The 25,213-nt window shown below is 69.8% G+C and carries 26 protein-coding genes and 1 riboswitch; of the genes, 13 read left to right on the forward strand and 13 right to left on the reverse strand.

Going from position 1 to position 25,213, the window contains the following annotated elements; genetic code table 11:
* Positions 1-4: 4 nt before the first annotated feature.
* Genes R8F63_05990 through R8F63_06000 form a run of 3 tightly spaced genes read right to left on the reverse strand, consistent with a single transcriptional unit; the run spans position 5 to position 5,463 of the window.
* On the reverse strand, positions 5-844 hold the full coding sequence (locus tag R8F63_05990; protein MDW3218146.1) for a CoA ester lyase: 840 nt from the start codon (positions 842-844) through the stop codon (positions 5-7).
* Positions 841-1,998, reverse strand: a complete 1,158-nt coding sequence (locus tag R8F63_05995; protein ID MDW3218147.1) for an acyl-CoA dehydrogenase family protein — start codon at positions 1,996-1,998, stop codon at positions 841-843. The genes R8F63_05990 and R8F63_05995 overlap by 4 nt, the downstream gene beginning before the upstream one ends.
* A 21-nt stretch (positions 1,999-2,019) precedes the next feature.
* Complete coding sequence (locus R8F63_06000) at positions 2,020-5,463, reverse strand: indolepyruvate ferredoxin oxidoreductase family protein (protein ID MDW3218148.1); 3,444 nt, start codon at positions 5,461-5,463, stop codon at positions 2,020-2,022.
* Positions 5,464-5,515: 52 nt separating this feature from the next.
* Here R8F63_06000 and R8F63_06005 point away from each other — a divergent pair, with 52 nt between their 5' ends.
* The 4 genes from R8F63_06005 to R8F63_06020 are packed head-to-tail and all read left to right on the forward strand — an operon-like array spanning position 5,516 to position 8,925.
* Positions 5,516-5,980, forward strand: coding sequence for a nuclear transport factor 2 family protein (locus R8F63_06005; protein MDW3218149.1), 465 nt, complete (start codon positions 5,516-5,518; stop codon positions 5,978-5,980).
* A gap of 2 nt (positions 5,981-5,982) precedes the next feature.
* Positions 5,983-6,438, forward strand: a complete 456-nt coding sequence (locus R8F63_06010; GenBank protein MDW3218150.1) for a VOC family protein — start codon at positions 5,983-5,985, stop codon at positions 6,436-6,438.
* Complete coding sequence (locus R8F63_06015; protein MDW3218151.1) at positions 6,428-7,729, forward strand: sulfotransferase; 1,302 nt, start codon at positions 6,428-6,430, stop codon at positions 7,727-7,729. Before R8F63_06010 ends, R8F63_06015 begins: the two co-directional genes overlap by 11 nt.
* Positions 7,729-8,925 (forward strand): hypothetical protein, encoded by a 1,197-nt coding sequence (locus R8F63_06020; protein MDW3218152.1) that lies wholly within the window; start codon positions 7,729-7,731, stop codon positions 8,923-8,925. Before R8F63_06015 ends, R8F63_06020 begins: the two co-directional genes overlap by 1 nt.
* A 19-nt stretch (positions 8,926-8,944) precedes the next feature.
* Here the strand turns inward: R8F63_06020 and R8F63_06025 are convergent, their stop codons facing one another.
* From R8F63_06025 to R8F63_06045, 5 genes are all read right to left on the reverse strand, one after another.
* On the reverse strand, positions 8,945-10,150 hold the full coding sequence (locus tag R8F63_06025) for an LLM class flavin-dependent oxidoreductase (GenBank protein ID MDW3218153.1): 1,206 nt from the start codon (positions 10,148-10,150) through the stop codon (positions 8,945-8,947).
* Positions 10,151-10,202: 52 nt separating this feature from the next.
* Positions 10,203-11,018 carry a crotonase/enoyl-CoA hydratase family protein gene (locus R8F63_06030; protein ID MDW3218154.1) on the reverse strand — a complete coding sequence of 272 codons (816 nt, stop codon included), beginning with the start codon at positions 11,016-11,018 and terminating at the stop codon, positions 10,203-10,205.
* A 46-nt stretch (positions 11,019-11,064) separates the two neighbouring features.
* The gene (gene gcvP, locus R8F63_06035; GenBank protein ID MDW3218155.1) at positions 11,065-13,950 is read right to left on the reverse strand and encodes an aminomethyl-transferring glycine dehydrogenase; all 2,886 of its coding nucleotides are present in this window, start codon (positions 13,948-13,950) and stop codon (positions 11,065-11,067) included.
* A gap of 122 nt (positions 13,951-14,072) precedes the next feature.
* Positions 14,073-14,175, reverse strand: a riboswitch (glycine riboswitch).
* Positions 14,176-14,206: 31 nt separating this feature from the next.
* Positions 14,207-15,007: a CPBP family intramembrane glutamic endopeptidase gene (locus R8F63_06040; protein MDW3218156.1), complete on the reverse strand. Its 801-nt coding sequence runs from the start codon at positions 15,005-15,007 to the stop codon at positions 14,207-14,209.
* Between the two features lie 6 nt (positions 15,008-15,013).
* Positions 15,014-16,159, reverse strand: a complete 1,146-nt coding sequence (locus tag R8F63_06045; protein ID MDW3218157.1) for a hypothetical protein — start codon at positions 16,157-16,159, stop codon at positions 15,014-15,016.
* Between the two features lie 54 nt (positions 16,160-16,213).
* On the opposite strand from R8F63_06045, the gene R8F63_06050 reads away from it, so the two are divergent.
* Genes R8F63_06050 through R8F63_06070 form a run of 5 tightly spaced genes read left to right on the forward strand, consistent with a single transcriptional unit; the run spans position 16,214 to position 20,565 of the window.
* A complete protein-coding gene (locus R8F63_06050; protein MDW3218158.1) occupies positions 16,214-16,648 on the forward strand; it encodes an OB-fold domain-containing protein in 435 nt (144 codons plus the stop codon).
* Positions 16,648-17,835: a lipid-transfer protein gene (locus tag R8F63_06055; protein MDW3218159.1), complete on the forward strand. Its 1,188-nt coding sequence runs from the start codon at positions 16,648-16,650 to the stop codon at positions 17,833-17,835. Before R8F63_06050 ends, R8F63_06055 begins: the two co-directional genes overlap by 1 nt.
* Complete coding sequence (locus tag R8F63_06060; protein MDW3218160.1) at positions 17,832-18,596, forward strand: enoyl-CoA hydratase family protein; 765 nt, start codon at positions 17,832-17,834, stop codon at positions 18,594-18,596. The genes R8F63_06055 and R8F63_06060 overlap by 4 nt, the downstream gene beginning before the upstream one ends.
* Positions 18,586-19,113, forward strand: a complete 528-nt coding sequence (locus tag R8F63_06065) for an O-acetyl-ADP-ribose deacetylase (GenBank protein ID MDW3218161.1) — start codon at positions 18,586-18,588, stop codon at positions 19,111-19,113. Before R8F63_06060 ends, R8F63_06065 begins: the two co-directional genes overlap by 11 nt.
* A gap of 24 nt (positions 19,114-19,137) precedes the next feature.
* Entirely contained in the window at positions 19,138-20,565 is a 1,428-nt protein-coding gene (locus R8F63_06070; GenBank protein ID MDW3218162.1) for a diguanylate cyclase, read from the forward strand.
* Here the strand turns inward: R8F63_06070 and R8F63_06075 are convergent.
* The 3 genes from R8F63_06075 to R8F63_06085 form a co-directional block, all read right to left on the reverse strand.
* Positions 20,540-21,139, reverse strand: a complete 600-nt coding sequence (locus R8F63_06075; GenBank protein MDW3218163.1) for a hypothetical protein — start codon at positions 21,137-21,139, stop codon at positions 20,540-20,542. The two genes, R8F63_06070 and R8F63_06075, sit on opposite strands and share 26 nt — an antisense overlap.
* Before the next feature lie 66 nt (positions 21,140-21,205).
* On the reverse strand, positions 21,206-21,475 hold the full coding sequence (locus R8F63_06080) for a zf-HC2 domain-containing protein (GenBank protein ID MDW3218164.1): 270 nt from the start codon (positions 21,473-21,475) through the stop codon (positions 21,206-21,208).
* The gene (locus R8F63_06085) at positions 21,472-22,032 is read right to left on the reverse strand and encodes a sigma-70 family RNA polymerase sigma factor (protein ID MDW3218165.1); all 561 of its coding nucleotides are present in this window, start codon (positions 22,030-22,032) and stop codon (positions 21,472-21,474) included. The genes R8F63_06080 and R8F63_06085 overlap by 4 nt, the downstream gene beginning before the upstream one ends.
* Positions 22,033-22,113: 81 nt before the next feature.
* Between R8F63_06085 and R8F63_06090 the strand changes: the two genes are divergently transcribed.
* The 4 genes from R8F63_06090 to fabZ all read left to right on the forward strand — a co-directional run bounded on the left by R8F63_06090 (position 22,114) and on the right by fabZ (position 23,684).
* Entirely contained in the window at positions 22,114-22,311 is a 198-nt protein-coding gene (locus tag R8F63_06090; protein MDW3218166.1) for a zf-HC2 domain-containing protein, read from the forward strand.
* A gap of 10 nt (positions 22,312-22,321) precedes the next feature.
* Positions 22,322-22,720 (forward strand): globin, encoded by a 399-nt coding sequence (locus R8F63_06095; GenBank protein MDW3218167.1) that lies wholly within the window; start codon positions 22,322-22,324, stop codon positions 22,718-22,720.
* Positions 22,721-22,901: 181 nt separating this feature from the next.
* Positions 22,902-23,177 carry an HU family DNA-binding protein gene (locus R8F63_06100; GenBank protein MDW3218168.1) on the forward strand — a complete coding sequence of 92 codons (276 nt, stop codon included), beginning with the start codon at positions 22,902-22,904 and terminating at the stop codon, positions 23,175-23,177.
* Between the two features lie 78 nt (positions 23,178-23,255).
* Positions 23,256-23,684, forward strand: a complete 429-nt coding sequence (gene fabZ / locus R8F63_06105) for a 3-hydroxyacyl-ACP dehydratase FabZ (protein ID MDW3218169.1) — start codon at positions 23,256-23,258, stop codon at positions 23,682-23,684.
* A 116-nt stretch (positions 23,685-23,800) separates the two neighbouring features.
* Here fabZ and R8F63_06110 read toward each other — a convergent pair whose 3' ends face one another.
* Both R8F63_06110 and R8F63_06115 read right to left on the reverse strand, forming a co-directional pair.
* On the reverse strand, positions 23,801-24,979 hold the full coding sequence (locus tag R8F63_06110; protein ID MDW3218170.1) for a beta-ketoacyl-ACP synthase II: 1,179 nt from the start codon (positions 24,977-24,979) through the stop codon (positions 23,801-23,803).
* Positions 24,979-25,209: an acyl carrier protein gene (locus R8F63_06115; GenBank protein ID MDW3218171.1), complete on the reverse strand. Its 231-nt coding sequence runs from the start codon at positions 25,207-25,209 to the stop codon at positions 24,979-24,981. Before R8F63_06115 ends, R8F63_06110 begins: the two co-directional genes overlap by 1 nt.
* Between the last annotated feature and the right edge of the window lie 4 nt (positions 25,210-25,213).

Raw genomic sequence — 25,213 nt, forward strand, 5'->3', positions numbered from 1 at the left:
CCGGTCAGTCGGCCAGCGTGAGGAGCCGGCGCGCCTGGCGGGCGACCGGTTCGTCGACCATCTGACCCTCGAAGTCGATCGCGGCGACGCCGTCGGCGGAGGCCTCCTCGTAGGCCGTGATGAGGCGGCGAGCATGTTCGATCTGCTCGGGCGACGGGGTGAACACGTCGTTGGCGATCGCGACCTGGCTCGGGTGGATGCAGAGCTTCCCCGCGAACCCCATCGCCCGGGCCTCCTCGCCTTCGCGGCGGCTGCGGTCGTCGTCGCGGAAGTCGGCGACGACCTGGTCCAGCGCCGGAACGTCGGCGAGTCGGGCGGCGAGCGCGACCGTGCTGCGGGCCATGTGGACCTCGTGGTTCGACGCCGTTCGCACGCCGCCCATGTCGGCGATGAAGTCTTCGGCGCCGAAGTAGGCGGCGCCGACACTCGGGTGGGCGAGCGTGAGCCGGGCATCGGCAACGCCGAGTGCGGTCTCGATGCCGGCGACGACGGGAAGCGCGGCCCGTCCGTTGGCCGAAAGGGTCTCGGCGACGAGCGCGATGCCGTCCTCCGTCTCGACCTTCGGGACCACGACGGCGGCGAGGCCGTCGGGCAGAGCGGCGATGTCGTCGGCGAACCAGGGCGTGGTCGGGTCGTTCACCCGCACCGACACGGCGATCTGTCCGGCCACGCCGGCCACGAGTTCCGCCAGCGCGGCTCGGGCCTCCGCCTTCGCGTTCACCGGCGTGGCGTCCTCCAGATCGATGGCGATCAGGTCGGCCCCGGTCGCCGGCATCTTGGCGACGAGGTCGGGGCGCACCGCGGGCGCGAACAGCAGTGAACGGAGCCGGGCGGGAAGGGTCACGGGTTGCCCAGCCGCTTGGCGACTTCTTCGAGCAGGACTTCGGTGGCGCCGCCGCCGATCGGGAGGATGCGGGCGTCGCGGCTCATCCGTTCGACGGCCGTCTCGCGCATGTAGCCCATCCCGCCGTGGAACTGCACGCAGTCGTACATGACCTCGTTGATCATCTCGCAGGCCCACGCCTTCAGGCCCGAGACCTCGCGGACCGGCTCGGTTCCCTGCTCGGCGAGCCAGGCGCAGTGGTACATCGAGGTGCGGGCGGCGTCGACCTGTGCCTGACGCATGGCGAGGCGCTGCCGGATGGCGCCGAGGTCGAACAGCCGACCGCCGAACGCCTCGCGCTGGCTCGTGTAGTCGACCGTGATGTCGAGCGCCCGTTGCGCGGCGCCGATGCCCATGCCGACGAGCACGAGGCGCTCGTTCTGGAAGTTGCGCATCGTCTCGTAGAAGCCCCGGTGCACGGTGCCGAGCAGTTGGGCGTCGTCCACCCAGACATCATCGAGATGCAGCTCGGCGGTGTCGGAGCTGCGCCAGCCCGTCTTGTCGAGCGCCTTGGCCACCGAGAATCCCTCGGTGCCCTTCTCGACGAGGAAGGTCGAGATGCCGTAGCGGTCGTCGGGATTGGTGCGCGCGGCGATGATCGTCATGTCGCCGTGGACCGCGTTGGTGATGAACATCTTCGACCCGTTGATGCGCCACCCGTCGCCGTCCTTCTCGGCGCGGGTGCGGATGCCGGCCACGTCGGAGCCGGCGTCGGGTTCCGTCACCCCGATCGACAGGATGCGCTCGCCGGCGAGGACGCTCGGGAGGTAGCGCTCGAGCTGCTCCGGTGAACCGGAGTTGAGCAGGTGGGGGAGCGCCATGTCGGTGTGGACGAGCACGGTCACGTCGAAGCCGGCGTAGGTGGACGAGCCGAGCGCCTCGGAGAAGGTGAGCGACGCGAGGGGGCCGAGGCCCAGCCCGCCGTGCTCGACGGGCGTGCGCAGGCCGAACATGCCGAGGGCGCCCATCTTGCGGAGCACGTCGCGGGGGACATGGCCGTCGAGCTCCCACTGGTCACCGTGGGGCACCACCTCGTTGGCGACGAAGTCGAGCGTCTGTTGGTGGAGGGCGAGAAGGTCGTCGTCGAGTTGGGCGACCGTGGGCGGCGAGGTCATGGGCTCAGCGTACGCGTGCCGTCACGTCGAGGTGAGGTCCGCGACCCGGGCCCGGAACCGTTCGACGTTCCCGAGCTTCACGTGCTCGTACCCCCGCACCAGGTCCGCCGCTTCGGCGACGGCCAGCGCCGTCTCTGCACCGTCCGAATCCCGGGCGTCACGGACCGCCGCCAGATACTCGGCCGGGAGTGCGCGCTCGACCCGGCGCACCTCCGCTCTGCCGAACGGGTCCAGCCAGCGGCCCCGCAGCACCTTGCCCCGCGCTAGCAGCCGCAGGGCCGGCCGCCAGCGGGTGGAGACGGAGATCTTCGAGCCGAGGCCGAGGGCCCGCAGGGTCGGTGGATGGAGCTTCCACGCGACCTTGTCGCCGGGCTGGGCGACGGCGCCGACGGCCGCGTGACCGTCGGGGTCGAGCATCAGTCGGGCGACCTCGTACTCGTCCTTGTAGGCGAGCAGGGTGAACCAGCCGTGGGCGACCGCATCGAGGAGCGCCGGGTCATCGGCGAACTCGGTGAGCCCCTCGAGCCAGCGGCGGGCGAGGGCGGCGTTCTGGTACGCCGTCAACTCCGTCGCGAAGCGGGTCAGGCGGGTCCGTCGGGCGTCGTTGCCGCCGGCGAGCTTCTCGATCGTCTCGGCGAGGTCGCCGGCGACCGCGACCACCGCGGTCGGGTTCGCCTCGGCCCGGGCTTCGGTCACGACCGACTCGTCCGCCACCTGCCAGCGGCCCCAGCGGAAGGCGGCGAGGTTGAGGTCCACAGCCACGCCGTTGAGCTCGATCGCCCGCTCGATCGACTCGGGGCGCACCGGGAGCAGGCCCGACTGCACAGCCATGCCCACGATGAAGATGTTGGCGCCGACGACGTCGCCGAGCAGGTCGGTGCAGACGGCGGCCGCGTCGGCCCAGTGGCGCCGATCCGGTCGGGTGCCCGCGTCGATGCGGGCGAGCAGATCGTCGGCCGACGGCATGTCGATGTCGGGGTGCGAGGTCTTCGCGCCCGGCGGCACGAGGTCGACCGATCCGACCACGGCGGTGCGATCGGGGTCGGTCGCGTCGAGACCCGTCCACGAGGAGGCGACCAGCAGGTCGAACGCCAGCAGGAGATCGGCCTGACCGGCGCCGACCCGGCTGCTGCCGGCCCGGGCGCCGTGGGCGATGCGCACGTCGCTCACGACCGGACCGGCCTTCTGGCTGAGCCCGATCTGATCGAGACCCTGCACGTCGGCCCCTTCGAGCATCGCGGCGGTGCCCATGAGCTGCGACACCGTGACCACCCCGGTGCCGCCGATGCCGGTGATGTGCACGCTCACGTCCTCCGACGGACGAGGCGCCGGCTCGGGGATGTCCGCAGGCACCGCCGGGAAGGCGGGCGCCTTCGTGCCGGCCGTTGCCGCCCGCCGCCACCAGCGCTTCGGCCGGTGGGTGATCTCGATGAAGGCCGGGCAGTCACCCTCCAGACACGAGAAGTCGAGGTTGCAGGTGTGCTGGTCGATGGTGGTCTTGCGGCCGAACTCCGTCTCGATCGGCTGGACGGACAGGCAGTTCGACACGCGCGCGCAGTCGCCGCATCCCTCGCAGACCCGATGGTTGATGACCACCCGGGTGTTCGGGGTGTCGACCCGCCCCCGCTTGCGATCGCGGCGCAGCTCGGCCGCGCAGCGCTGATCGTGGATGAGGACCGTGACGCCCTCGATGGCGGCGAGCTCGCGCTGGGCGTCGTCGAGGCGCCGCCGGTCCCACACATCGACCTCGGGCGGGAGCCGCAGGGCCCGCGCCCGGGCGGGCTCCTCGGTGGTGACGATGACCCGGCGCACTCCCTGGGCGAGGAGCTGCTGGCAGACCCGGTCGAGCGAGATGCCGCCGGACGGGTCCTGGCCGCCGGTCATCGCAACGGTGCCGTTCCACAGCAGCTTGTAGGTGATGTTCACGCCGGCCGCGATCGCGGCGGTGATGGCGAGCTGGCCCGAGTGGAAGAACGTGCCGTCGCCGAGGTTCTGCACCATGTGGGGCGTGTCGACGAACGGGGCCATGCCGATCCACTGGGTGCCCTCGTTGCCCATGCAGGTGATCCCGGCGATGTCGCCGTGACGGGCCGGGTCGCCCAGCAGGATCATGGTGTGGCAGCCGATGCCGGCGCCGACCACCGTGCCCTCCTCCACGACGGTGCTGCGATTGTGGGGGCAGCCGGAGCAGAAGTAGGGGGTGCGGCGAACGGACAGCGGGATCTTCTCGCGCGCCGGTTGCTCGGGCGTGAGCCGTTCGCCGAGGCGTCCGGTGAGCTGGCTGCGCAGGGCGGGAATGATGTCGTCGGCGTGGAGGGCGCCCGCCGCAGCGACGAGGGGGGCGTCGAATTCGTCGGTGCGGCCGACGACCGTCGGGTGGTGCGAGGCGTTGTAGAGGGCGTCCTTCACCAGCGACTCGACGTTCGGTGTCTTCTCCTCGATCACCAGGATGCGCTCGAGCCCGGCGGCGAAATCGCGGATCGTCGACGGGTTGAACGGGATCGGCATGCCGAGCTTGAGCAGCCGGATGCCGGCGCCGGCGATGGCCGTGTCGTCCTCGAGGCCGATGCGGCGCATGGCCTCGCGCATCTCCCGGTAGGTGATCCCGGAGGCGACGATCCCGATCCAGGCGTCGGCCGGGTCGACGGTGACGTGGTTGAGCCGGTTGGCGGCGGCGTATTCGAGGGCGAGCGGGGTGCGGACCTCCGCGATCTCGCGCTCGATGTCGAGCGAGGCCGGGGTGAGCAGCATCCCGTTCGGGCGGTGCTCGTAGGGCGCACCGTCGAGGAGGGGGATGACGGGTGCGGTGCGGTCCGGATCGAGCTCCACGGTGCCCGAGCCGTCGGCCACGTCGGCCACGATCTTCAGGCTGACCCAGAGGCCCGTGCTGCGGCTGAGGGCGATGGCGTGGCGCCCGAGATCGAGCGCTTCGGCTGGGTCGCCGGGGTAGAGGAGGGGCACGCCCATGGACGCGAAGACACCGGCCGAGGTGGACGGGATCGTGGACGACTTGGCGCCGGGATCGTCACCGGCGAGGGCGACCGCGCCGCCGTGGGGGTCCGAGCCGGCGAAGGTGGCGTGGCGCAGCGCATCGCTGGCCCGGTCGACACCGGGCGCCTTGCCGTACCAGAGCCCGACCACGCCGTCGTAGCGCGGATCAGGACGCGAGGTGGCGAGCTGGCTGCCCATCACGGCCGTGGCCGCGTACTCCTCGTTCACCGAGGGCCGCAGCGTGACCGGCAGATCCGGGGCCTCCCGCGCCGCGGCGGCGAGCGCGCCGTCGAGCCCGCCCAGGGGCGAACCGGGATAGCCGGCGGCGAACGCTGCCGTGCGCAGCCCGTTGCGTCGGTCGACCCGGAGCTGTTCGATCGGGAGACGGGCGAGCGCCTGGATGCCGGTCATGAAGACCGTGCCCTCGTCGCGCGTGTAGCGGTCGCTCAGACGGTAGGTCGACGCATCTGTCATCCGTGCTCCCGGCGTTTCGGCTCACTTCGAGTATCCCACTACGTTCGTCGGTATGGCCGCGACTCCTGAAGAACTCGTCGACATCGAGGCGATTCGTCAACTGAAGGCCCGCTACTTCCGGCTCATGGACCAGAAGCAGTGGGATGCCTGGCGTGACGTGTTCGTCGAGGACGTGGAGATCCTCACTCCCGACGACACCGGCGACCCGACCCCGATCGTCGGACGCGACGCCTTCGTCGACGGGCTCGTGCCGATGATCGATGCCGTGCCCACCGTGCATCACGGTCACATGTCCGAGATCGCGGTCGACGGCGACTCGGCGACGGGCGTGTGGGCGATGGAGGACAACCTGTGGTGGCCGCCGGAGAGCGGCCTCGGCCACATGTGGGGCACCGGCTGGTACGAGGAGACGTATCGGCGCTGCCCGGACGGGGCCTGGCGCATCGCGACGATGCACCTGCGGCGGATCCGCATCGAGGCGGACGGCAGCCAGATCTTCCCGAAGGTGGTGGCGTGACGATGCGCGAGCAGGGCGTGAACCGGGTCGTGATGCTCGTGCGGGACCTCGACGCGGGTCGGGCGTTCTACGAGAAGCTCCTCGGCTGCACCTTCCATTCGGTCAACGACGAGGAGGCTGCGGCGTTCGGCGTCCGCACGGTGTTCTCCTGGGACGGCGGCATCGAGCTGGTCGCACCCCTCGAAGGGAAGGACTCGCACCTCGAGAAGATCCTCGAGTCACGCGGCGAGGGACTGATCGGTGTGGTCTGGGCGGTCCCGGACGCCGATGCGGCGAAGGTCGCAGGTGAGGAGCTCGGCGTCGGCAGCTACTACACGCTCGACTACTCGCAGGACCAGATCGACCGGGATCTCCAGGGTCGCTTCACCCGCTACTACCAGCACTTCCTGAGCGGCCCCGAGACGCCGCTCGGGCCGGCCACCGTGCTCGTCGGGGAGTTCGACCGCGATGGCGACTGACCGACCGGCGCCCGTCCGCATCACCGATCTCGTCGCCCCGGAGTACCCGGAGGAGATCGCGGCGGCATTCGACATGGTCGCGCCGCTGGCCGACGCCCTCGACTGGTCGCCGGAGGCGATCCTCGGGCAGGCCGCGGCGGAGACCGGGCTCGACGACTTCGGCGACGATCTGCACGTGGAGCCGCTCAGCGTCCTCGCCGCGGCGATGATCGGGGAAGGGGAGTTGTCCACGCTCGGGCAGCTGTCGAACCACGGGACGCTCGTGGCCCACGCCAAGCAGAAGCTGTTGGCCGTCGACCTCCTGAAGCGTCACCCGGAGATCCACGAGATCGAGATCGATCGGCCCGTGGTGATCGCGGGCCAGGGTCGTACGGGCACGACCCACCTCCACAACCTGATGTCGTCGGACGCCGGCTTTCGCACGATGCCGTACTGGGAGAGCCTCGAGCCGGTCCCGCCGCGCGCCGAGCAGGGGACCCACCACGGCACCGACTTCCGCTCGGACCCCCGCTACCAGCGCTGCGCCGAGACCCTCGCCGGCCTCAACGGTGCGTTGCCCTACTTCACGCGCATGCACGACATGTACCCCGAACACGTCCACGAGGAGATCGCCCTCCTCGCGATCGTCTACGGCGGCATGGCCCCGGAGACCATGGCGGTCATGCCCACGTGGCGGGACTGGTACCTCGCCAGCGACCAGGTGCCGTACTACGCGTTCATGAAGACGATGCTCCAGATCATGACGTTCCTCGGTCGGGGGACCGAGCGGGAGGCCGATCGCTGGCTGCTCAAGTCGCCCCAACACGTCGAACGGCTCGGCGACCTGATCACCGTGTTCCCCGATGCGACCGTCGTCTGCACCCACCGCGACCCGGTGGCTGTCGCGAAGTCGATGTCCACCATGCTGACCTACACCTCACGCATGAGCCGTGACCCGGAGAAGCTGGTGGACGTGGGCCGCTACTGGATCGACCGGATGGCGCGCATGTTCCGGTCGATGGCCGAGGACCGGCATCTCGTGCCCGCCGGTCAGTCGGTCGACATCCGCTTCCACGAGTTCATGGCCGACGACATCGCCACGGTCGAGCGCATCTACGCACTCGCGGACCAGCGCTTCGACGAGTCGACGCGAGCGGCGATGGACGCCTACATGGCGGACCACCCGCGGGGCGTGCACGGAAGCGTGACGTACCACATCGAGGAGGACTTCGGCGTCGACACGGAGGCGCTCGCCGCCGACCTCGCGTTCTACGTCGACCGCTTCGGCGTGAAGGTCGAGGCCCCACGCTGATGGCTGCGATCGCGAATCCGGACTCGCTCACGGACGACGAACTGATCCGGGCGGTGAGCGAGGTGTTGTCGGTCGACCGCACGCTCGACAACTCGTTCGTGCTCCACTCGCCGCTCGAACTGCTGGCTCGGGCCGATCTGCTCAAGCGGGTGTCGCCGGCGGCGCGCGACGGCGCCCGGGCCCGGCTGGTCAGCCTCGCCGAGATCCACCACGGGAGCGGTGACCCGATCCCGCTCCCCGAGATGCCGGGGGACGGGGACGTCGACGTGCTGCTCGGTGCGATCGGGGCGGGAGACGTCGATCGCGCCGATGCCATCGCGATGGCGCTCCTGCCGGAAGCGGACGTCGCCGACGTCTGTCGGCTTCTGGCCCCCGCCACGGTGCGGGCCGCGGCCGCGGCGGCCCACGCGCCGATCCTGCTCGGCAACTGGCCCCGCACGACGGCGCACGCCTCGCTCGACCCCCGGTTCGTGCGGGGGATCGTGCGGCGGCTCACCCGCAGTCCGGACGTGCGCTTCGATCTACCCCATCCGAACGCGAGCCGGCAGCCGGGTTCCGCCGAGGATCTCGACGCGGCCCTGCGCTCGGTGCCTCGCCTCGGCAGTCCCGGTTGGGGCATCTACGCCCTCGTCCAGCAGGCGGAGTCATCCGGCCTGATGGCGGACATGCCGGCAATCGGGCCGGCCGGTGTCGACGTCGACGACGCCTTCCGGGTGCTCTTCCGCGTGGCGGCGACATCGATGGTGCTCGGTGACGAGGAGGCGGCGCCCTACGAGTGGACCCACTGCCTCTCGCTGCCGATCGGCGTCTGGCTCTCGGCCCGCGCCCACGCCGACCCCCACGAGGCGCTCGATGTGGCGGTCACCCACGTCGTCGGCTTCCGCGCCGCGTTCGGCGACGGCGCGCTGGGCCGGTACGAACCGGCCGCGCCCGAGTCACCGCTCGGGGAGGCGCTCGACGAGGGTCCCGCCGTGGCCGCGGCAGCTGCGTTCCACGCGCCGGATCACGCCGACGCGATGGCCCTGCTGATCGACGCGGTGGCGGGCGAGCACGACGCCCATCTCGTCAAGTACGTCCATGCTGCGCTGGACGCGACCGCGGCTGACCCCGCGAACGCGGCGCTCTATCGCGCCGCGGCCGCGCACCTCGCGGCGTGGTGGCGGCAGAACCCGCCGGACGACGACCCGCTGGCCTGAGCCGAGCGGTCGCCGAGGGTCAGATCGAGACGCTGAACGGCGGCGGCTCGGCCTCGTTCACGATCGGGTCCACGTCGTTGTTGAACATCGGGAACTTGCGCTCGGCCTTCTCCCGGAACCGGGTGGTCGAGTGCACCGGGTCCTTGTCGAACTCCGGGATCACGTGCTTGCCGAAGACCTCGATCATCTCGATGGTCTGCTCGTGGGTCAGGCCCTCGTCCGGTGTGCCGAAGACCACCTGGTCGCAACCGACGTTCTGGTAGGCCTCGACCTGCTGGCAGACCTCTTCGGGGTTGCCACACAGCATGTAGCCGGCCTCGATCGCCGCGTCGAGCATCTCGTCGTCGAGCTCGAACCGCTCCCGCTTCTTGGGCCAGATGATCGCATCGGGGCTCTTCGGCATGGAGTCGTGGTAGAGGTTCACCATCGTGACGCGGTAGCCACGCACGTTGCTCTTCGCAATGGCCCGGGCCTCCTCGCGGTCCTCGAGGCAGAGCACGGCGTTGGTCATCATCACGTTGTTGTTCTGGTACTGGCCGATCTGGTCGGTGACGTTCTCCGACGCCTCCTTGTAGGCCTCGACCCGTCCCTTGAGGTTGTGGATGGGCTCGAAGTTGAAGGCGATGGCGCCGATGCCGTGGGAGCCGGCCTTCGCGAAGGTCGCGGGGTTGCCGCACGCGACCCAGATGGGCGGGTGGCCCGTGCCGTACGGCTTCGGGAGGATGTTGTGGGGCGTGGGCACCGAGAAGTGCTCGCCGTGGTGCGAGTAGTCCTTCTGTTCCCACATGCGGGGGATCTCGTGGGCGACCTCGTCCCACATGGCCTTCGTCTGGCTCAGCTCCGTGCCGTTGAAGGTGGCGACCTCGTGGCTGCCCGCCCCACGGCCGGTGCCGAACTCGAATCGACCCTCGGTGAGGTGATCCATCATCGCGGCCCGCTCCGCGATGCGAGCCGGGTGGACCTTCGTGGTCGGGAACGAGGTGATCGCCGAGCCGATGTGGATCCGCTCGGTCTTGGCGGCGACATACCCCATGAACGGGTAGGGGGCCGACATGTGGCTGTACTCGGTCAGGGCGTGGTGCTCACCGAACCAGGTGTACTTCCAGTTGAACGAGTCGGCGTGGACCGCGTACTCGGCCTCTCGCATGAGCATGAGGTGCTCGCTGGCCGGGTCGTGGGCCGCGGGACCGGGCAGGTACCCGTTGAAGAAGAGGCCGAACTCCATTGAGGTGTCTCCTAGGAACTAGAACGCGTTCTGGTTTGAGAGTAGCGCAGGATCAGGTGCCCGTGAAGTCGGGCGTGCGCTTCTCCGCGAAGGCCTTCGGGCCCTCCTTTGCATCATTGCTCGCGAAGACGGCCTGCCCGTAGTCCCACTCGTGATGTAGGGCTTCGTCGAGGCCCATGCCGTCGGTCTCGTGCAGGGTGCGGGTGATCGCCGCCGTCGACAGGGGACCGTTCGCGGCGACGACGTGGGCGATCTCGAGCGCCTTGTCGAGCGCCTCGCCGTCGGGCACGACATGGCCGATCAAGCCGATGTCCTTGGCCTCGGGTGCGAGGATGTGCTTGCCGGTCAGGAGGATCTCGGCGGCCTGGGTGTAGGGGATCTGGCGGGGGAGACGCACCGCGGAACCACCCATGGGATACAGCGACCAGCGCGCCTCGCTGACACCGAAGCGAGCGCTCTCTCCGGCGACGCGGATCTCCATCGCCTGGAGCAGTTCGGTGCCGCCGGCGATGGCGACGCCCTCGACGGCCGCGACGATCGGCTTCGTGGGGCGGTAGTGACGGAACAGCGCCTTGTAGACGATGTCGGGGTCCTCGGCCATGCGGGCCGCGGTGTCCATCGGATCGCCGTCCTCCGCGTCGCCCGCCATGGCCCGGAGGTCGGCACCGGCACAGAAGTTCCCGCCGGCACCGGTCACGACGATGCAGCGGATGTCGGGATCGTTCGACGCCTCCTCGTAGGCATCGAACATGCGGATCAGCATCGCCCCCGAGAGCGCGTTGAATCGTGCGGGTCGGTTCATCGTGAGGATCAGGACGTGACCGTCCCGCTCGACGAGGAGGTCGTGGTTCTCGGTGTCGCCAGCCATGGTCGCGGAACCTATCCCCGGCACTGGGATCGGGCCAGACGGACGGTCAGGCCTCGGCCAGGTCCTCGAGCGGGGGGCAGCTGCAGATCAGGTTGCGGTCGCCGTGCACACCGTCGATGCGGCTGACCGGCGGCCAGTACTTGTTCTCGCGGTCCCACGCCTCGGGGAAGACGGCCTCGTCGCGGGTGTACGGATGGGTCCAGTCGTCGGCCGTCGCCTCCATCGCGGGGTGCGGTGCGTTGACGAGCGGGTTGTCGTCCGCCGGCCAGTCGCCGCCCTGCACCCGTTTGGCCTCGCTGTGGATGGCGATCATCGCGTCGCAGAACCGGTCGATCTCGGCGAGGCTCTCGGATTCCGTCGGCTCCACCATCAGCGTGCCCGCGACCGGGAACGACATCGTCGGCGCGTGGAAGCCGTAGTCGATGAGGCGCTTCGCGATGTCGTCGACCTCGATGCCCGCCTCCTGCTTGATCACGCGGGTGTCGAGGATGCACTCGTGTGCCACCCGGTCGGTGGCGCCGGTGTAGAGCACCGGGTAGTGGTCCTCCAGGCGCTTGGCGATGTAGTTGGCGTTGAGGATCGCCGTCTCCGTCGCCTCGCGCAGGCCGTCGCCGCCCATCATGCGGATGTACATCCAGGGAATCGCGAGGATGCCGGCTGACCCCCAAGGGGCTGCCGCGATCGGCCCGGCGCCCGTGGGCGGGCCGGCGACCGGGTTCAGCGGATGGTTGGGGAGGAACGGCACGAGATGCTCGCCGACCCCGATGGGGCCGACACCCGGTCCACCACCCCCGTGGGGGATGCAGAAGGTCTTGTGCAGGTTGAGATGGCTCACGTCCGCGCCGAACGCACCGGGCTGGGCGAGCCCGACCATGGCGTTCAGGTTGGCGCCGTCGAGATACACCTGACCGCCCGCTTCGTGGATCATGTCGCAGATGCGGCGGATCTCGACCTCGAACACGCCGTGGGTGGACGGGTAGGTGATCATCAGAGCGGCGAGCTGGTCGCGGTGTTCGCTGACGACCTTGTCGAGATGGGCGATGTCGACGTTGCCGAGGTCGTCGCACTCGACGACGGCGACCCGCATGCCCGCCATCACGGCGCTCGCTGCGTTGGTGCCGTGGGCCGACGACGGGATCACACAGATGTCACGCTCGTGATCGCCGCGGCTCTGGTGGTAGGCGCGGATCGCGAGGAGTCCGGCGAGCTCGCCCTGGGCACCCGAGTTCGGCTGGAGGGACACTGCCGCATAGCCGGTGATCTCCACGAGCCAACGTTCGAGCTGGTCGATCATGCGCTGGTAACCGACGGTCTGGTCCACCGGGGCGAACGGATGGATGCCGGCGAGCTCGGGCCAGCTGATCGGCTCCATCTCCGTCGCCGCGTTCAGCTTCATCGTGCACGAACCGAGGGGGATCATCGATCGATCCAGGGCGATGTCGCGGTTCACGAGCTTGCGCATGTAGCGCACGAGTTCGGTCTCGCTGCGGTAGGCGGAGAAGATCGGGTGGCTCAGCGCCGGCGTGGTGCGCCGCAGGGCCGCGGGGCGGGGGTCGGCGACCGTCGCGTCGAGCGCATCGAGGTCCGCCTCGACGCCGAAGGCGTGCCACACGGTCTCGATCACGTCGCGTCCGGTGGTCTCGTCGAGCGAGGCGGCGACGGTGTCGGCGTCGACCCGGCGGAGATTGATGCCCTCCGCCAGCGCGATGGCCATGACCTTGTCGGCTCGTCCGGGGACCCGGGCGCACACGGTGTCGAAGAACGCGTCGTGAACGACCTCGACGCCGCCGTCGCGCAGCCCCTGGGCGAGCACGGCGGCCAGGCGATTGATGCGTCGGGCGATGCGGCGCAGACCGACCGGGCCGTGGTGGAGGGCGAACATCGAGGCCATGACGGCCAACAACACCTGGGACGTGCAGATGTTGGACGTGGCCTTCTCGCGCCGGATGTGCTGCTCGCGGGTCTGGAGGGCGAGACGGAGGGCGGGGCGTCCGCCGGTGTCGACGGACACGCCGACCAGCCGTCCGGGCAGGGAGCGCTGATGGTCTTCGCGCACCGCGAAGTACGCCGCATGTGGGCCACCGAAGCCCATGGGCACACCGAAGCGCTGGGTGCTGCCGACGACCACGTCGGCGCCCAACTCGCCGGGGGGAGTGAGCACGGTGAGCGCCAGCGGATCGGCAGCGACGGCGACGAGCGTGCCGGCGGCCTGGCAGCGCTCGATGATCGCGGCGAGGTCGGGGATCGCGCCGGTGGTGCCGGGATACTGGACGAGGACGGCGTAGACGCCGTCGAGGTCCGCGGTCAGCGGATCGGCGACGGCGGTCTCCAGACCGATCGGCTCCGCTCGTGTCTCCACGACCGAGATGGTCTGGGGGTGGCACTCGGGGTCGATCACGAAGCGGTCGCCCTGCTTGCCCCGGCTCACCCGGTGCAGCATGGTCATCGCCTCGGCCGCCGCGGTGCCCTCGTCGAGCAGCGAGGCGTTGGCGAGATCCATTCCGGAGAGCTCGGACACCATCGTCTGGAAGTTCAGCAACGCCTCGAGCCGGCCCTGCGAGATCTCGGGTTGGTACGGCGTGTAGGCGGTGTACCAACCGGGATTCTCCATGATGTTGCGGCGGATGACCGGCGGCGTGTGGGTGTCGTGGTAGCCCATCCCGATCAGCGAGGTGAGCGGGCGGTTCGCCGACGCGATGGCCTTGAGCTCGTCCTGCGCGGCCTGCTGGCCGATCGGTTCGGGCAGGTCGAGCGGTGCCGTCATCCGGATGTCGTCCGGCACCGTCTGGTCGATGAGGGCGTCGATGTCGGGCAGGCCGAGCGCGGCGAGCATCTTCTCGCGGTCGCGCGTCGGCGGGCCGATGTGGCGACCCACGAACGCGTCGCGGCCTTCCAGCTCGATCAGGGTGGGCCGGTCGTCATTCGATGGCATGGGAACTCCGGGCGTCGTCGCTGAGGGTTCCCCGCTCGGTCCGGAGGCCTGAGAGCTTCACGTCGACGAGTCGGCGCTTTCCCCTTCGGCGGGTGGACGAGCCACCACTCTCCCGAGACGTCCACGTGACGGCGGTCAGGGTGCCTGAGAGGTTCCCGGGGAGGTTGCTCCTTCGGCGGCCGCCCGGGTCCGAGGACCCGACCGACGCTCTCCCGCCATCACAGACGACGTGGGGTCGACGGTAACAGGATCGTCGTCAGGACAGTTCGATCAGCAGGAAGATCATGCCGATCGCGTTCACGTAGATGTGGGCGAAGATGGACGCCCCGATCCGGCCGGTGGCGATGCGGCCGAGGCCGATGACGGCACCCAGCACGAAGAGGATCGGGGTGCGCCAGGGCTCGAAGTGGGCGACGGCGAACACCAGGCTCGTGATGGCGAGGGTGGACCACTGGTTGAACCCACGCTTCTCGAGTGCACTCCACCACAGGCCGCGGAAGACGACCTCCTCGATGACCGGGATCGCGGTCGCGCCGAGGAACGCCAACAGGTAGATCCACACGGACAGGCCGCTGCTCTCGCCATCGGAGTCCTCGATGAGGTCGGCGACCGCGGCGGACGGTTCCTCGCCGAAGAGTTCGACCATCGCGGCCGCGGTGATGCCGGCGAGGATCAACGCCGAGATGCAGAGTGCGGCGCCGACGGCCGCGTCGCTGAAGGTGATCCGGGCCCGGAGGTCGGCGACCAATCCCTCGCCCTTGGCGTTGGCGGCCCAGGCGACATAGATGAACTGGCAGGCGGCCGGGACCACGACGAGCAGTGGGAGCCACGGCCCGTCGAGCGTGGCGTCGACGCCCTCGACGATGGCGAACGCGAGGCCGAGGACGAGCGACGTGGTGAAGAAGATGACGAACGCCAGCACGGCGTCGGGCAGGCCCCAGCGGGAGCGTTCGTGGTCGTAGACGTGGGCTCCGAGCCCCGCCGCGAGCGATCCCCGTGGTGGGGGAGGTGGCGGGAGGCGCGGGGGCGGCGGCGGAGGTGGTGGGAGCGGCGCCATGGCGATCTACGGGTGGACGTCGCCCCGATCGGTGAGGTCCATCTTCTCGAACGGGCCGAAGAAGCCGTGCTCGTAGAGCCCGTAGCCGGTCCTGCCGTCGTAGGTGAACTCGCCGACCGAGTCGACGACGCCGTACTGGGCGAGGGCGCGGATCTCGTCGACCTGGTAGTGGAGGCCCTGGACCACCTCCTCGTCTCCCTGCCACATGCCGTGGCGCCAGTCCTCGTCCATGCCGTAGCCCGTGCCGAGGGAGATGAAGTTCGTGAGCAGCGGCTTGCACTCGACGGTGATGGGGCCCTCGGGCGCCTCGGGGAAGGTGATGCGGCTGCCGGACAGGAGCCGGGTGCCGGAGATCATGTCGTGGTCCCACACCGGATGGCCGAGCCACTCGGGCTCGCGGGCCGGGTCCTTCCAGACCCGCATCGCCTCCTCCAGCGGCCGGTCCTCCGACGGCTCCTCGTGGCACATGTAGATGATCGAGTGATCGCCGAAGTCCATCGGCATGTAGTTCCACATCCCGGCCATCACGTTGAGGTCCTGGCGGATGCCGTCTGGCTGCTTCTCGCCGACCGGGCGCACGCCCCACGAACGGTCCCGTGACCCGCCGCAGCGGTCGGGCGTGACCTCGAACGTCTCGTCGCCGATCGTGATCGACCCCTCCCACCGTCCGCACTGGGCGAAGCGCTGGGTGTCGAACACGACGGTGCCCTTCTTGCGGAGGTACTGACGGGGTTCCTCGAACGCCGGGTGGCTGCCGGTCCAGGTGACGTCCATCGAGATGTCGGCCGGGTTCTCGGGTTCGACGACGACGCGGAGCTTGTGGAGCGGCTCGATGATCTCGATCCGCAGCGGACCGACCGAGACGTCCATCCGATCGACCAGCGGCTTGGACGCCCGCATGACGCGCTGCTCGTTGCCGCGCGTGACCGCCAGGAATGCGTCCGTGGTACCCAGATTCGGGTACTGGCCGAGCCCGAAGATCGCGAAGTACTCGTCCGAACTCGGGTGGAGGTTGAAGTAGTAGCGGTCGTAGAAGTTGCGATCGCTCGTGGCGGCGTGGCGGATGTATTCGGAGGTCTGGTGGACCGGGTAGTCGTCCCAGCCGGAGATGCTCTGGTTGTGTTCGGACGGAGGTCCGGCGCTGGCGTTCATGACCGCGGACGCTACCCGGTACTCTGACGAGCGTCAGATCCCGAAGGGGGACCCGTGAAGACCCGAGTGCCGGTTGTCGAAGGCATGTTCACCATGGACGAGGAGCCGCATCTCATCGGCGGCAAGGTCCCCGGTCGAGACACCTATTTCTTCCCCAAGCATGTCGCCGGCGGTGATCCCGCCGCCGTCGGGGCCGAGCTGGAAGAGGTCGAGTTGAGCCGCACCGGCACGGTCTGGAGTTACACCACGTCGGACTACGCACCGCCCCCGCCGTTCGTGGCGAACACCGACCCCTACGAGCCGATCACCATCGCGGCGGTCGAGCTCGAGAAGGAGCAGATGGTGGTGCTCGGCCAGTGCGTGCAGGGGATCACCCCCGACGACCTGACCGTGGGCACGCCGGTGGAGCTGGTCGTCGACACGCTCTACGAGGACGACGAGAACGAGTACGTGGTGTGGAAGTGGAAGCCGCTGGAGGCGAGCAACTGATGGAAGAGATCGCAATCCTCGGTGTCGGCATGCACCCCTGGGGCAAGTGGGGCCGCAACTTCGTCGACTACGGCTCGGTGGCGGCGCGTGAGGCGCTCGACGACGCCGGTGTGGACTGGAACGACGTCGGGTTCGTCAGCGGCGCCATCACGGTGCGTTGTGGCTATCCCGGCTATGTCTCCGGATCCACCTTCGCCCGGGCGCTCGGGTTCAACGGCGCGCAGGTCGCGTCGTCCTACGCCGCCTGTGCGTCCGGCGCGACGGCTCTCCAGGTCGCCCGCGGGCAGATCCTCTCCGGCGCCACGGATGTGGCGTTGATCGTCGGCGCCGACACGACGCCGAAGGGGTTCCTGGCCCCCAACGAGGGCGACCGTCCCGACGACATGGACTGGCTGCGGTTCAAGCTGATCGGCGCCACCAACCCCGTCTACTTCGGACTCCAGGCCCGCCGGCGCATGGACCTGTACGGGGCGACGAGTGACGACTTCGCCCGGGTCAAGGTGAAGAACTCGCGCCACTCGGTGCACAACCCCCGGGCCCGGTTCACCAAGGAGTACGACATCGATGACGTGAAGAACTCGCCCGTCGTCTCCGATCCGCTGCGCCTGCTCGACATCTGCGCCACCTCCGACGGCGGCGCCGCGATCGTCGTGTCGTCGATGGAGTACGCCAAGGCCCACGGCCACGCGAACCCGGTCAAGGTCGCCGGTATCTCCACCGTCACGCCCACCTTCCCCGACACGGTCATCGACCTGCCCTACATCGCCACGGACTCCGCAGGGGCGACCAGTCGCCCCGAGCGCGGCTTCAAGCAGTCGATCGGCGACCGGGTCTACGCCGAGGCGGGGCTCGGACCGGACGACGTCGACGTCGCCGAGGTCTACGACCTGTCGTCGGCGCTCGAGCTCGACTGGTACGAGCAGCTCGGGTTCTGCGCCGAGGGCGACGCCGAGAAGCTGCTCAACGACGGGGTCACCACCGTCGGCGGCCGGCTGCCGGTCAACCCGTCCGGCGGTCTCGGCGCGTTCGGTGAAGCTGTGCCCGCCCAGGCGATCGCCCAGGTGTGCGAGCTCACCTGGCAGCTGCGGGGCCAGGCGGAGGGACGTCAGGTCGAGGGCGCGAAGGTCGGCATCACGGCGAACCAGGGACTGTTCGGCCACGGCTCGAGCGTGCTGGTGCGCACGTGACCATCCACGAGTCGCTCAGCGAGGACGGCGTCCTCGAGCTGGTGATGGACAATCCGAAGGTGAACGCGCTCCCGATCGCGGACACGCAGCGCATCGCCGAGGTGCTCGACGGGGTGAAGGCGCGGTCCGAGGTGCGGGCGGTCATCCTCACCGCGACGGGCAAGGGCTTCTGCGCGGGCGTCGACATCAAGGAGATGCAGACGCTGCCCGGCAACGAGGGCATCATCGGCGTCAACGCGGCCTGCTACGAGGCGTTCCGGGCCGTCTACGAGTGTGCGGTGCCCGTCGTGGTCGCCGTGAACGACTTCTGTCTCGGTACGGGCATCGGTCTCGCCGGTTCGGCCGACATCGTCGTGGCCGCCGAGGGTGTGCGTTTCGGGCTCCCCGAGATCGACAACGGCGCACTCGGCGCGGCAACCCATCTGGGCCGCCTCGTGCCGGAGAAGCACCTGCGGTGGATGCTCTACAGCTGCGAGCCCGTCGAGGCCGAGAAGCTCGAGGAGTGGGGCACCGTTCTGCGGGTCGTCCCCCTGGCCGAGCTCATGGACACGGCCCGCGAGGTCGCCCGGGTGATCGCGTCGAAGCATCCGACGGTGATGCGGGCGGCGAAGAAGTCGCTCATCGGGATCGACGACGACCCGACGCGCAGCTATCGCTACGAGCAGGGTTTCACGTTCGAGCTCAACCTCCACGGTCTGGGCGACGAGGCCCGCGAGGCGTTCGTGAAGGGCGAGCGGGAGAGCAACTCCGCTGCCGACTGAGTTCACCGTCGTCCGGGGTGACATCACCCGGCTCGAGGTCGACGCCGTCGTGAACGCGGCGAACGCCGAGCTGGCCGGCGGCGGCGGCGTCGACGGCGCGATCCACCGGGCCGGCGGCCCGGCGATCATGGCCGCCTGTCGTGCGATCGGCGGGTGTGCGCCTGGCGACGCGGTGGCGACCACCGCCGGCGACCTGCCGGCCCGCTGGGTGATCCACACGGTCGGACCGATCTGGGGACCGGCGCACGCCGCCGAGCACGACGCCACGCTGGCGTCGGCCTACCGGCGCTCGATCGAGGTCGCCGACGATCTCGGGGCGCGGACGGTGGCGTTTCCGAACATCAGCACGGGGATCTACGGGTTCCCCAAGGAGCGGGCTGCTCCGATCGCGGTGAACGCCGTGGCCGCGGCGGTCGCGTCGACGGCGATCGAACGGGTGGCGTTCGTCTGCTTCGACGACGAGAACGCCCGGCTGTACGAGGCGCTCCTCCCGCCGGCGGAGCCGCCTCAGGTCTGACGGCGATCTGCCGAAGGGAACTCGGTGTACGAGTCCACGAAACGCAGACTGACCAAACGGACCGCGTTCGGTCCGGTCGGCGTCGCGATCGTGGTGGTCGTCGCCCTCTGGTTCGTGGTCTCCAACATCACGGCGTCCAACGACGCCCAGCGGGCCGCTCGCGCCGCGACGTCGATGCGGGCGGATCTCGCTTCGCTCGCCGTCCTCGAGACGGAGGCCGTCGACCCGGCAAGCCTCGAACGCTCGATTAGCGAGATGGAAACCGAGCTGTGGGCTCGCCTCGAGGTCGCCGTGGCGGACGTGGGCGAGGCCGAGGCCGCGCTGCTCCGATCCCTGGTCGCCGAGCGATTGGAGGCGGCTCGCTCGGCCGACCCCACACCGGCCGCGGTCACCGACCTGATCGACCGGAAGTTCGCCGCGCTCGCGGCCGACGCCGAGGACCGCGCCGATGCCGCCGCGGACACGACGGTGCGGGCGGCATACCTCGCCGCGGGGCTCGCGCTCGTCGCGCTCATCGCGGCCGTCTCGTTGACGGGTCGACTCCGCGCACAGCGAGCCGACGCCGTCGCCCGCAGCGCCGCAGAGGATCGATTCCGGGCTCTCCTCGAGAACGCGCCGCTGCTCGTCTACGTGATCGGCGCCGACGGCACCCTCGAGTACGCCTCGCCCCGCGCCCAGGCCGTCTACGGGCGGACGACCGCCCGCGTCGAATCTCTCGCGGCCCAGCTGGCGCCGGAGCACGCGGACTTCGCCCGGTCGCTGATCGACCAGACCGTGGAATGCGACGTCCCCCATCTGGTGAAGGGTCTCAACGGCGGGTGGTTCGAGATCGTCGTGAGCGACCATCGCGGGCACGCGTCGATCGATGGACTCGTGGTCACCGCGCGTGACGTGTCCGAGCGTGTCGAGTTGGAAGCGCTCCTGCGCCGGGAGGCGGTCGAGGACTCGCTGACCGGCACGACCAATCGCCGCGGGCTCGACCGTGCGTTGAAGAACGCCGTGCGGTCGGCCGCGTCGGCTCGTCTGTCCCTCGCCGTCCTCCTCATCGACCTCGACGGCTTCAAGCAGATCAACGACCTCCTGGGGCACGTCGCCGGCGACGACGTCCTCGCCCAGGTCGGCGACCGTCTGCGCGGGCTCGTGCGGGGGACGGAACAGGTCGCCCGCTACGGCGGCGACGAGTTCGCCGTCATCGTCGAGGGAGTGCCGAGTCGCGACGAGGTCGAGGCGGTCGCCGCCCGGTTGCTCGACGCGCTCCGGGTTCCCTATGTCGTGGACGGCGAGATCATCACGCTCGGTGCGAGCATCGGTATCGCCATCGGTGGCGGCGACGACGGGGCGGACGATCTGCTCGGATCCGCCGACCGGGCGATGTACGCGGCGAAGGCGGCGGGCGGCGGCTGTTGGGTCTGGGCCGACGAGGCGCCTAGCTCGTCGCAGCCCCGACGTTGATCGCGTCGACCGCGCCACCCGGTACCGCCTTGCGGACCGCGGCGAACGCGGCCTGAGCACAGCGGGCCCGGCCGGCCGTGTCCGTCTCCGGGACGCCCCGCACCACGACATCGAGATCGCGGCGCCGGCGGAAGACGACCGCGTGGACGTCGCCGTCGACACCGGCCTGCTCGGCCACGGCCGCGACCGCATCGGTGGCCGCGGTGGAGAGCAGTGCGTGGGGCTGGGTGACCGCGGTTTCGACCACATCGGCGAGGGTGTCGTCGATGTCGTCGAGGACGACGTCCGCGTAGGACAGCAGGCTCACGGGCGTCGGCCCGCCGACGACGAGGGGCACCCGGTGGCGCACGGCACACGACACGCCCTCCTCGGGGCGGTGTTCGCATCGGGACAGCACGACCGCCGCGTCGACGCCCTCGTCGAGCGGACAGGTCGACTCCACGGCCACGCAGGGCCAACGGGACTCCGCCGCGCCCTCGTCGTGGCACCCGACCACCTCGTGACCCCGGCGGCGTAAGGGCACCGCCGCTTCGAGGAACTGGTCATCGTTCTGGGTCATGAGAAGGATGCGCATGTTTCGACCGTGTCGGCGGGCGATGACGCCGGGAAGGGCCGAAGGTCCCGACCGGCTCCGCGCCGCTCAGTCGCCGGTCGTGAGGTCGTTGCCGAAGCGCCGGAGCCGGTCGATCACGGCCGGGTCGACCTCCGGCAGACGCGACGCCAGCGCCGTCTTGATCTGCCGATACGTCTCGACCTCGAGCCCGCAGTCGCGGCACGCCTCGAGATGGGCGCTGATCTTCGCCGCGAAGTCGTCCTCGACGTCGCCGTCGAGATAGCTCTGGAGCACTCTGCCGACCTCGTGACAGTCGACCTCGGGCTTGTTGCGGCGAAAGAAGCTGCGCCGGATCATGCGGGACGTCCATTCACATAGGCACCACTGGCCTCGAGGTGCTTGCGGATTCGGGTTCGCGCCCGGTGGAGGCGGCTCATGATCGTGCCGGTCGGCACGGCGAGGATCTGGGCGGCCTCGGCGTAGGAGAGGCCCTGGATGTCGACGAGCTCGACCACGTCGCGGAACTTCTCCGGCAGCGCATCCACGGCGTTCTGCACCGCGGCGTCGTACTGGGACTCCACGACCTGCGCCTCCGGACCGAGGTCTTCGCTGTCCTCGTCCGCCAGGCGCTCCATGGTCGCATCGGGATCGCGGAGCAGCTCCGGGCGCTTGCGGCGGACCCGATTGATCTGGGCGTTGCGCATGATGGTCAGGAGCCAGGCGCGCGGATGGCGGCCGTCGAAGCGCAGGATCGCACGGTAGGCCCGCAGCATCGTGTCCTGCACCAGATCCTCGGCATCGGTGGGGTTGCGGGTGATGGACCGGGCGACGCGGTACAGCACCTCGATCTCCGGGACGACATAGCGGTCGAACGCCTCCTTCTGGGCCTCCGCGTCGACCGCCGGTTCGGACATATGTCGCGAAGCTAGCAATCCGCCGTCCCCAATCGAGCGCCGTGCCGGAATGGGAGGGGTGCGGCGCGGGTTTCGCCGCTGATGGGACGACTGCACCGTCTCCGCTGGGCCGCCGCCCTCGAGGCCCTGATCGACGACGAGCTCGACCCTCGTCGAGCCGAGCGCGTCCTCGTGCACCTCGAGAACTGTCCGGGCTGCCTGCGCGAGCTGGAGCAGCTGGCGCACCTGCAACGGGCGTTGGCCCGCCTGATGCCTCGGGCGACGCGGGTGATCGCATAGCGTCGGCGTCGTGAGCGACCCGCAGCAGCTGAGTGTCCATGACGTGGTCGGCAGCGACTTCTTCGCGGAGTTGGTCGAGCGGTTCTACGCCGGCGTGGAGACCGACGAGCTCCTGGCGCCGATGTACCCCGCCGATCTCGCCGGTCCGAAGGCGCGACTGGCGATGTTCCTGGTGCAGTACTGGGGCGGGCCCGGCACCTACAGCGAGCATCGGGGGCACCCTCGACTGCGGATGCGGCACGCCCCGTTCGCGGTGGACTCGGCGGCGCGCGACGCCTGGCTGCGCCACATGCTCGCGGCGCTGCGCGAAACCGCGGAATCACGCGAAACGCCTGCGATCGTCGTCGACGCCGTGCAGGATTACTTCGTCCGATCGGCCGATTTCCTCCGCAACACCGAGGACGGCTGACCGCGCTGGGCGTGTGATTTGCCACGCTGTGTCGACAATTCGGCCTGGTTCGGTGAAATTTCAGTACTTTCGGGGGGCGCGAGACCCATGAAATGCTTGACTCGCGGCGCGATTTCGACTCGCGTGTCATTTACAAGCCCGCGAAAGCCGTGGATTTCAACAGGAGTACTGGAGTACCAACATGAACAAGGGTGAACTCGTCGCCGCAGTGGCCGACAGTGCCGGTGTCAGCCAGAAGGACGCCGGAGCCGTCATCGACGCCATGTTCGAGACCATCGCCGCGCAGGTCAGCGCGGGCAATGAGGTCGCGATCACTGGCTGGCTCAAGGCCGAACGCGCCAACACGTCGGCCCGTACCGGCCGCAACCCGCAGACGGGCGAGGCGATCCACGTCCCGGCCGGCACGCGGACCAAGCTGAGCGTCGGCTCGAAGCTGAAGGCTGCGGGCAAGAGCTGATCTCGCTTCGGCGACACATCTCTCTGACCGGGGGTGGCCACGGCCACCCCCGGTTCGCGCCCGGGCTAGGTTTCGGCCATGTCGCTGCCGAACCCCGTCGATGTCCTGCCGCACCGCGACCCGTTCCTCTTCGTGGACGAGGTCACCGAGATCACGCCGGGTGTGTCCGCCTCGGGAATCTGGCGCCTGACCGGTGATGAGGCGTTCTTCGCCGGCCACTTCCCGGGACGCCCCACACTGCCGGGCGTACTCCAGTGCGAGGCGATCGCCCAGGTCGGCGCGTTCGCCGTGCTGAGCGACGAACGCTACGCCGGCAAGCTGCCCCTGTTCGGCGGGCTCGACAAGGCCCGTTTCCGCCGCCAGGTCGTGCCCGGCGACACGCTGGAGATCGCCGTCACGATGAGCCGCCTCTCCGCCCGAGCCGGCAAGGGCGAGGGCCGCGCCACCGTCAACGGCGAACTCGCCACCAGCTGCGAGCTGATGTTCGTCATCGTCGACGCCCAGTAGTCGGCCATCGCCCCGCCCCCCCCCCTCCTCACGAGGAATCTCTGGTCACCAAAGGGTCGTTTTCGGGGGCTTTCCGGCCGCGACTTCGACCCTTTGGTGACCAGAGATTCCCTCGCTCAGCCCGTGTAGGGGGCGAGGACCAGGGTGCCGTTGTGGCCGCCGAAGCCGAAGCTGTTGGACAGGCTCGGGCCGGGGGTCCAGGGGCGGGGGTCGCCGCTGACGATGTCGATCTCGGGCATGTCCGGATCGAGGGTCTCGTGGCCGGCGGTCGGGGGGATCACACCGTTCTGCATCGCCAGGAGCACCGCGACGGCCTCGAGTGCTCCGGCACCGCCGAGCGCGTGGCCGGTGACGCCCTTCGTGGACGTGATCGCCGGGCCGGGGGTGCCGAACACCTTGGCGACGGCGGCGGCCTCGGCGGCGTCGTTCTTGTCGGTCGAGGTGCCGTGAGCGTTGATGTGGACGACGTCGGCCGCGGTGATCCCGGCGTCCTCCATGGCGAGCTGCATGCAGTTGATCGCGCCCGTGCCGCCGGGGGCCGGTGCGGTGATGTGGTGAGCATCGGCCGTGGAGGCCGACCCGAGGACCTCGCCGAGGATGGTGGCGCCACGGGCGACGGCCCGGTCCCACTCCTCCAGCACGAGGATGCCGGCGCCTTCGGCCATGACGAAGCCGTCGCGGCCGACGTCGAAGGGCCGGCTCACGCCGCTATTCGACAGGGCGGTCATGTTGGCGAATCCGGCGACGGCGGTCTTGGTGAACGGCGCCTCGCTGCCGCCGGCGATCACGGCATCGCACCGACCGTCGGCGATGAGCCGGGCGGCGTTGCCGATGGCGTGGGTGCCGGCCGCGCAGGCGGTCACCGTGTTCTCACACGGCCCCTGCCAGCCGTATTTCATCGAGATGGCGGCGGCGGCGGCGTTGGCCATCATCATGGGCACGAGGAACGGGGAGACCCGGCGCTCGCCCTTGTCGAGCTGGACACCGATCTGGGCTTCGAGGGTCTGGATGCCGCCGACGCCCGTGCCGACGAACGTGCCCCGGCGAGCGGGGTCCGCGTCGATCTCGCCGGCCTGCTCGAGCGCCTCCATGGCCGCCACGAGCGCGAACTGGGTGAAGCGGTCGCTGCGGCGGGCTTCCTTCGGGTTGGCGAAGGCCGGTGCCGGGTCGAAGTCCTCGAGCGTGCGCGGCCCGACGGGCGCGGGCGAACACAGGCCCTCGAAGAAGGCCTCTCTGCCCACACCGCAGGGTGCGACGACGCCGATGCCGGTGACGGCGACCCGACGTCCTCGCATCAGAGCTTCGATTCGACCAACGAGAATGCGCCCTGGATGGTGGTCACACCCTCGAGCTCTTCCTCTTCGACGTTGACGTCGAACTCCTCCTCGAGCGCCATGACGAGCTCGACGAGGTCGAGACTGTCGGCGTCGAGGCTCTCGAACGTGGCGTCCGGGACGATCTGGGACTCTTCGACGGAAAGAACGTCGACGGCGCACTTCTTGAAGCGCTCGAAGTTGTCACTCACTTGG

The organism is Acidimicrobiales bacterium, from assembly GCA_033344915.1.
GTDB lineage: Bacteria > Actinomycetota > Acidimicrobiia > Acidimicrobiales > Aldehydirespiratoraceae > JAJRXC01.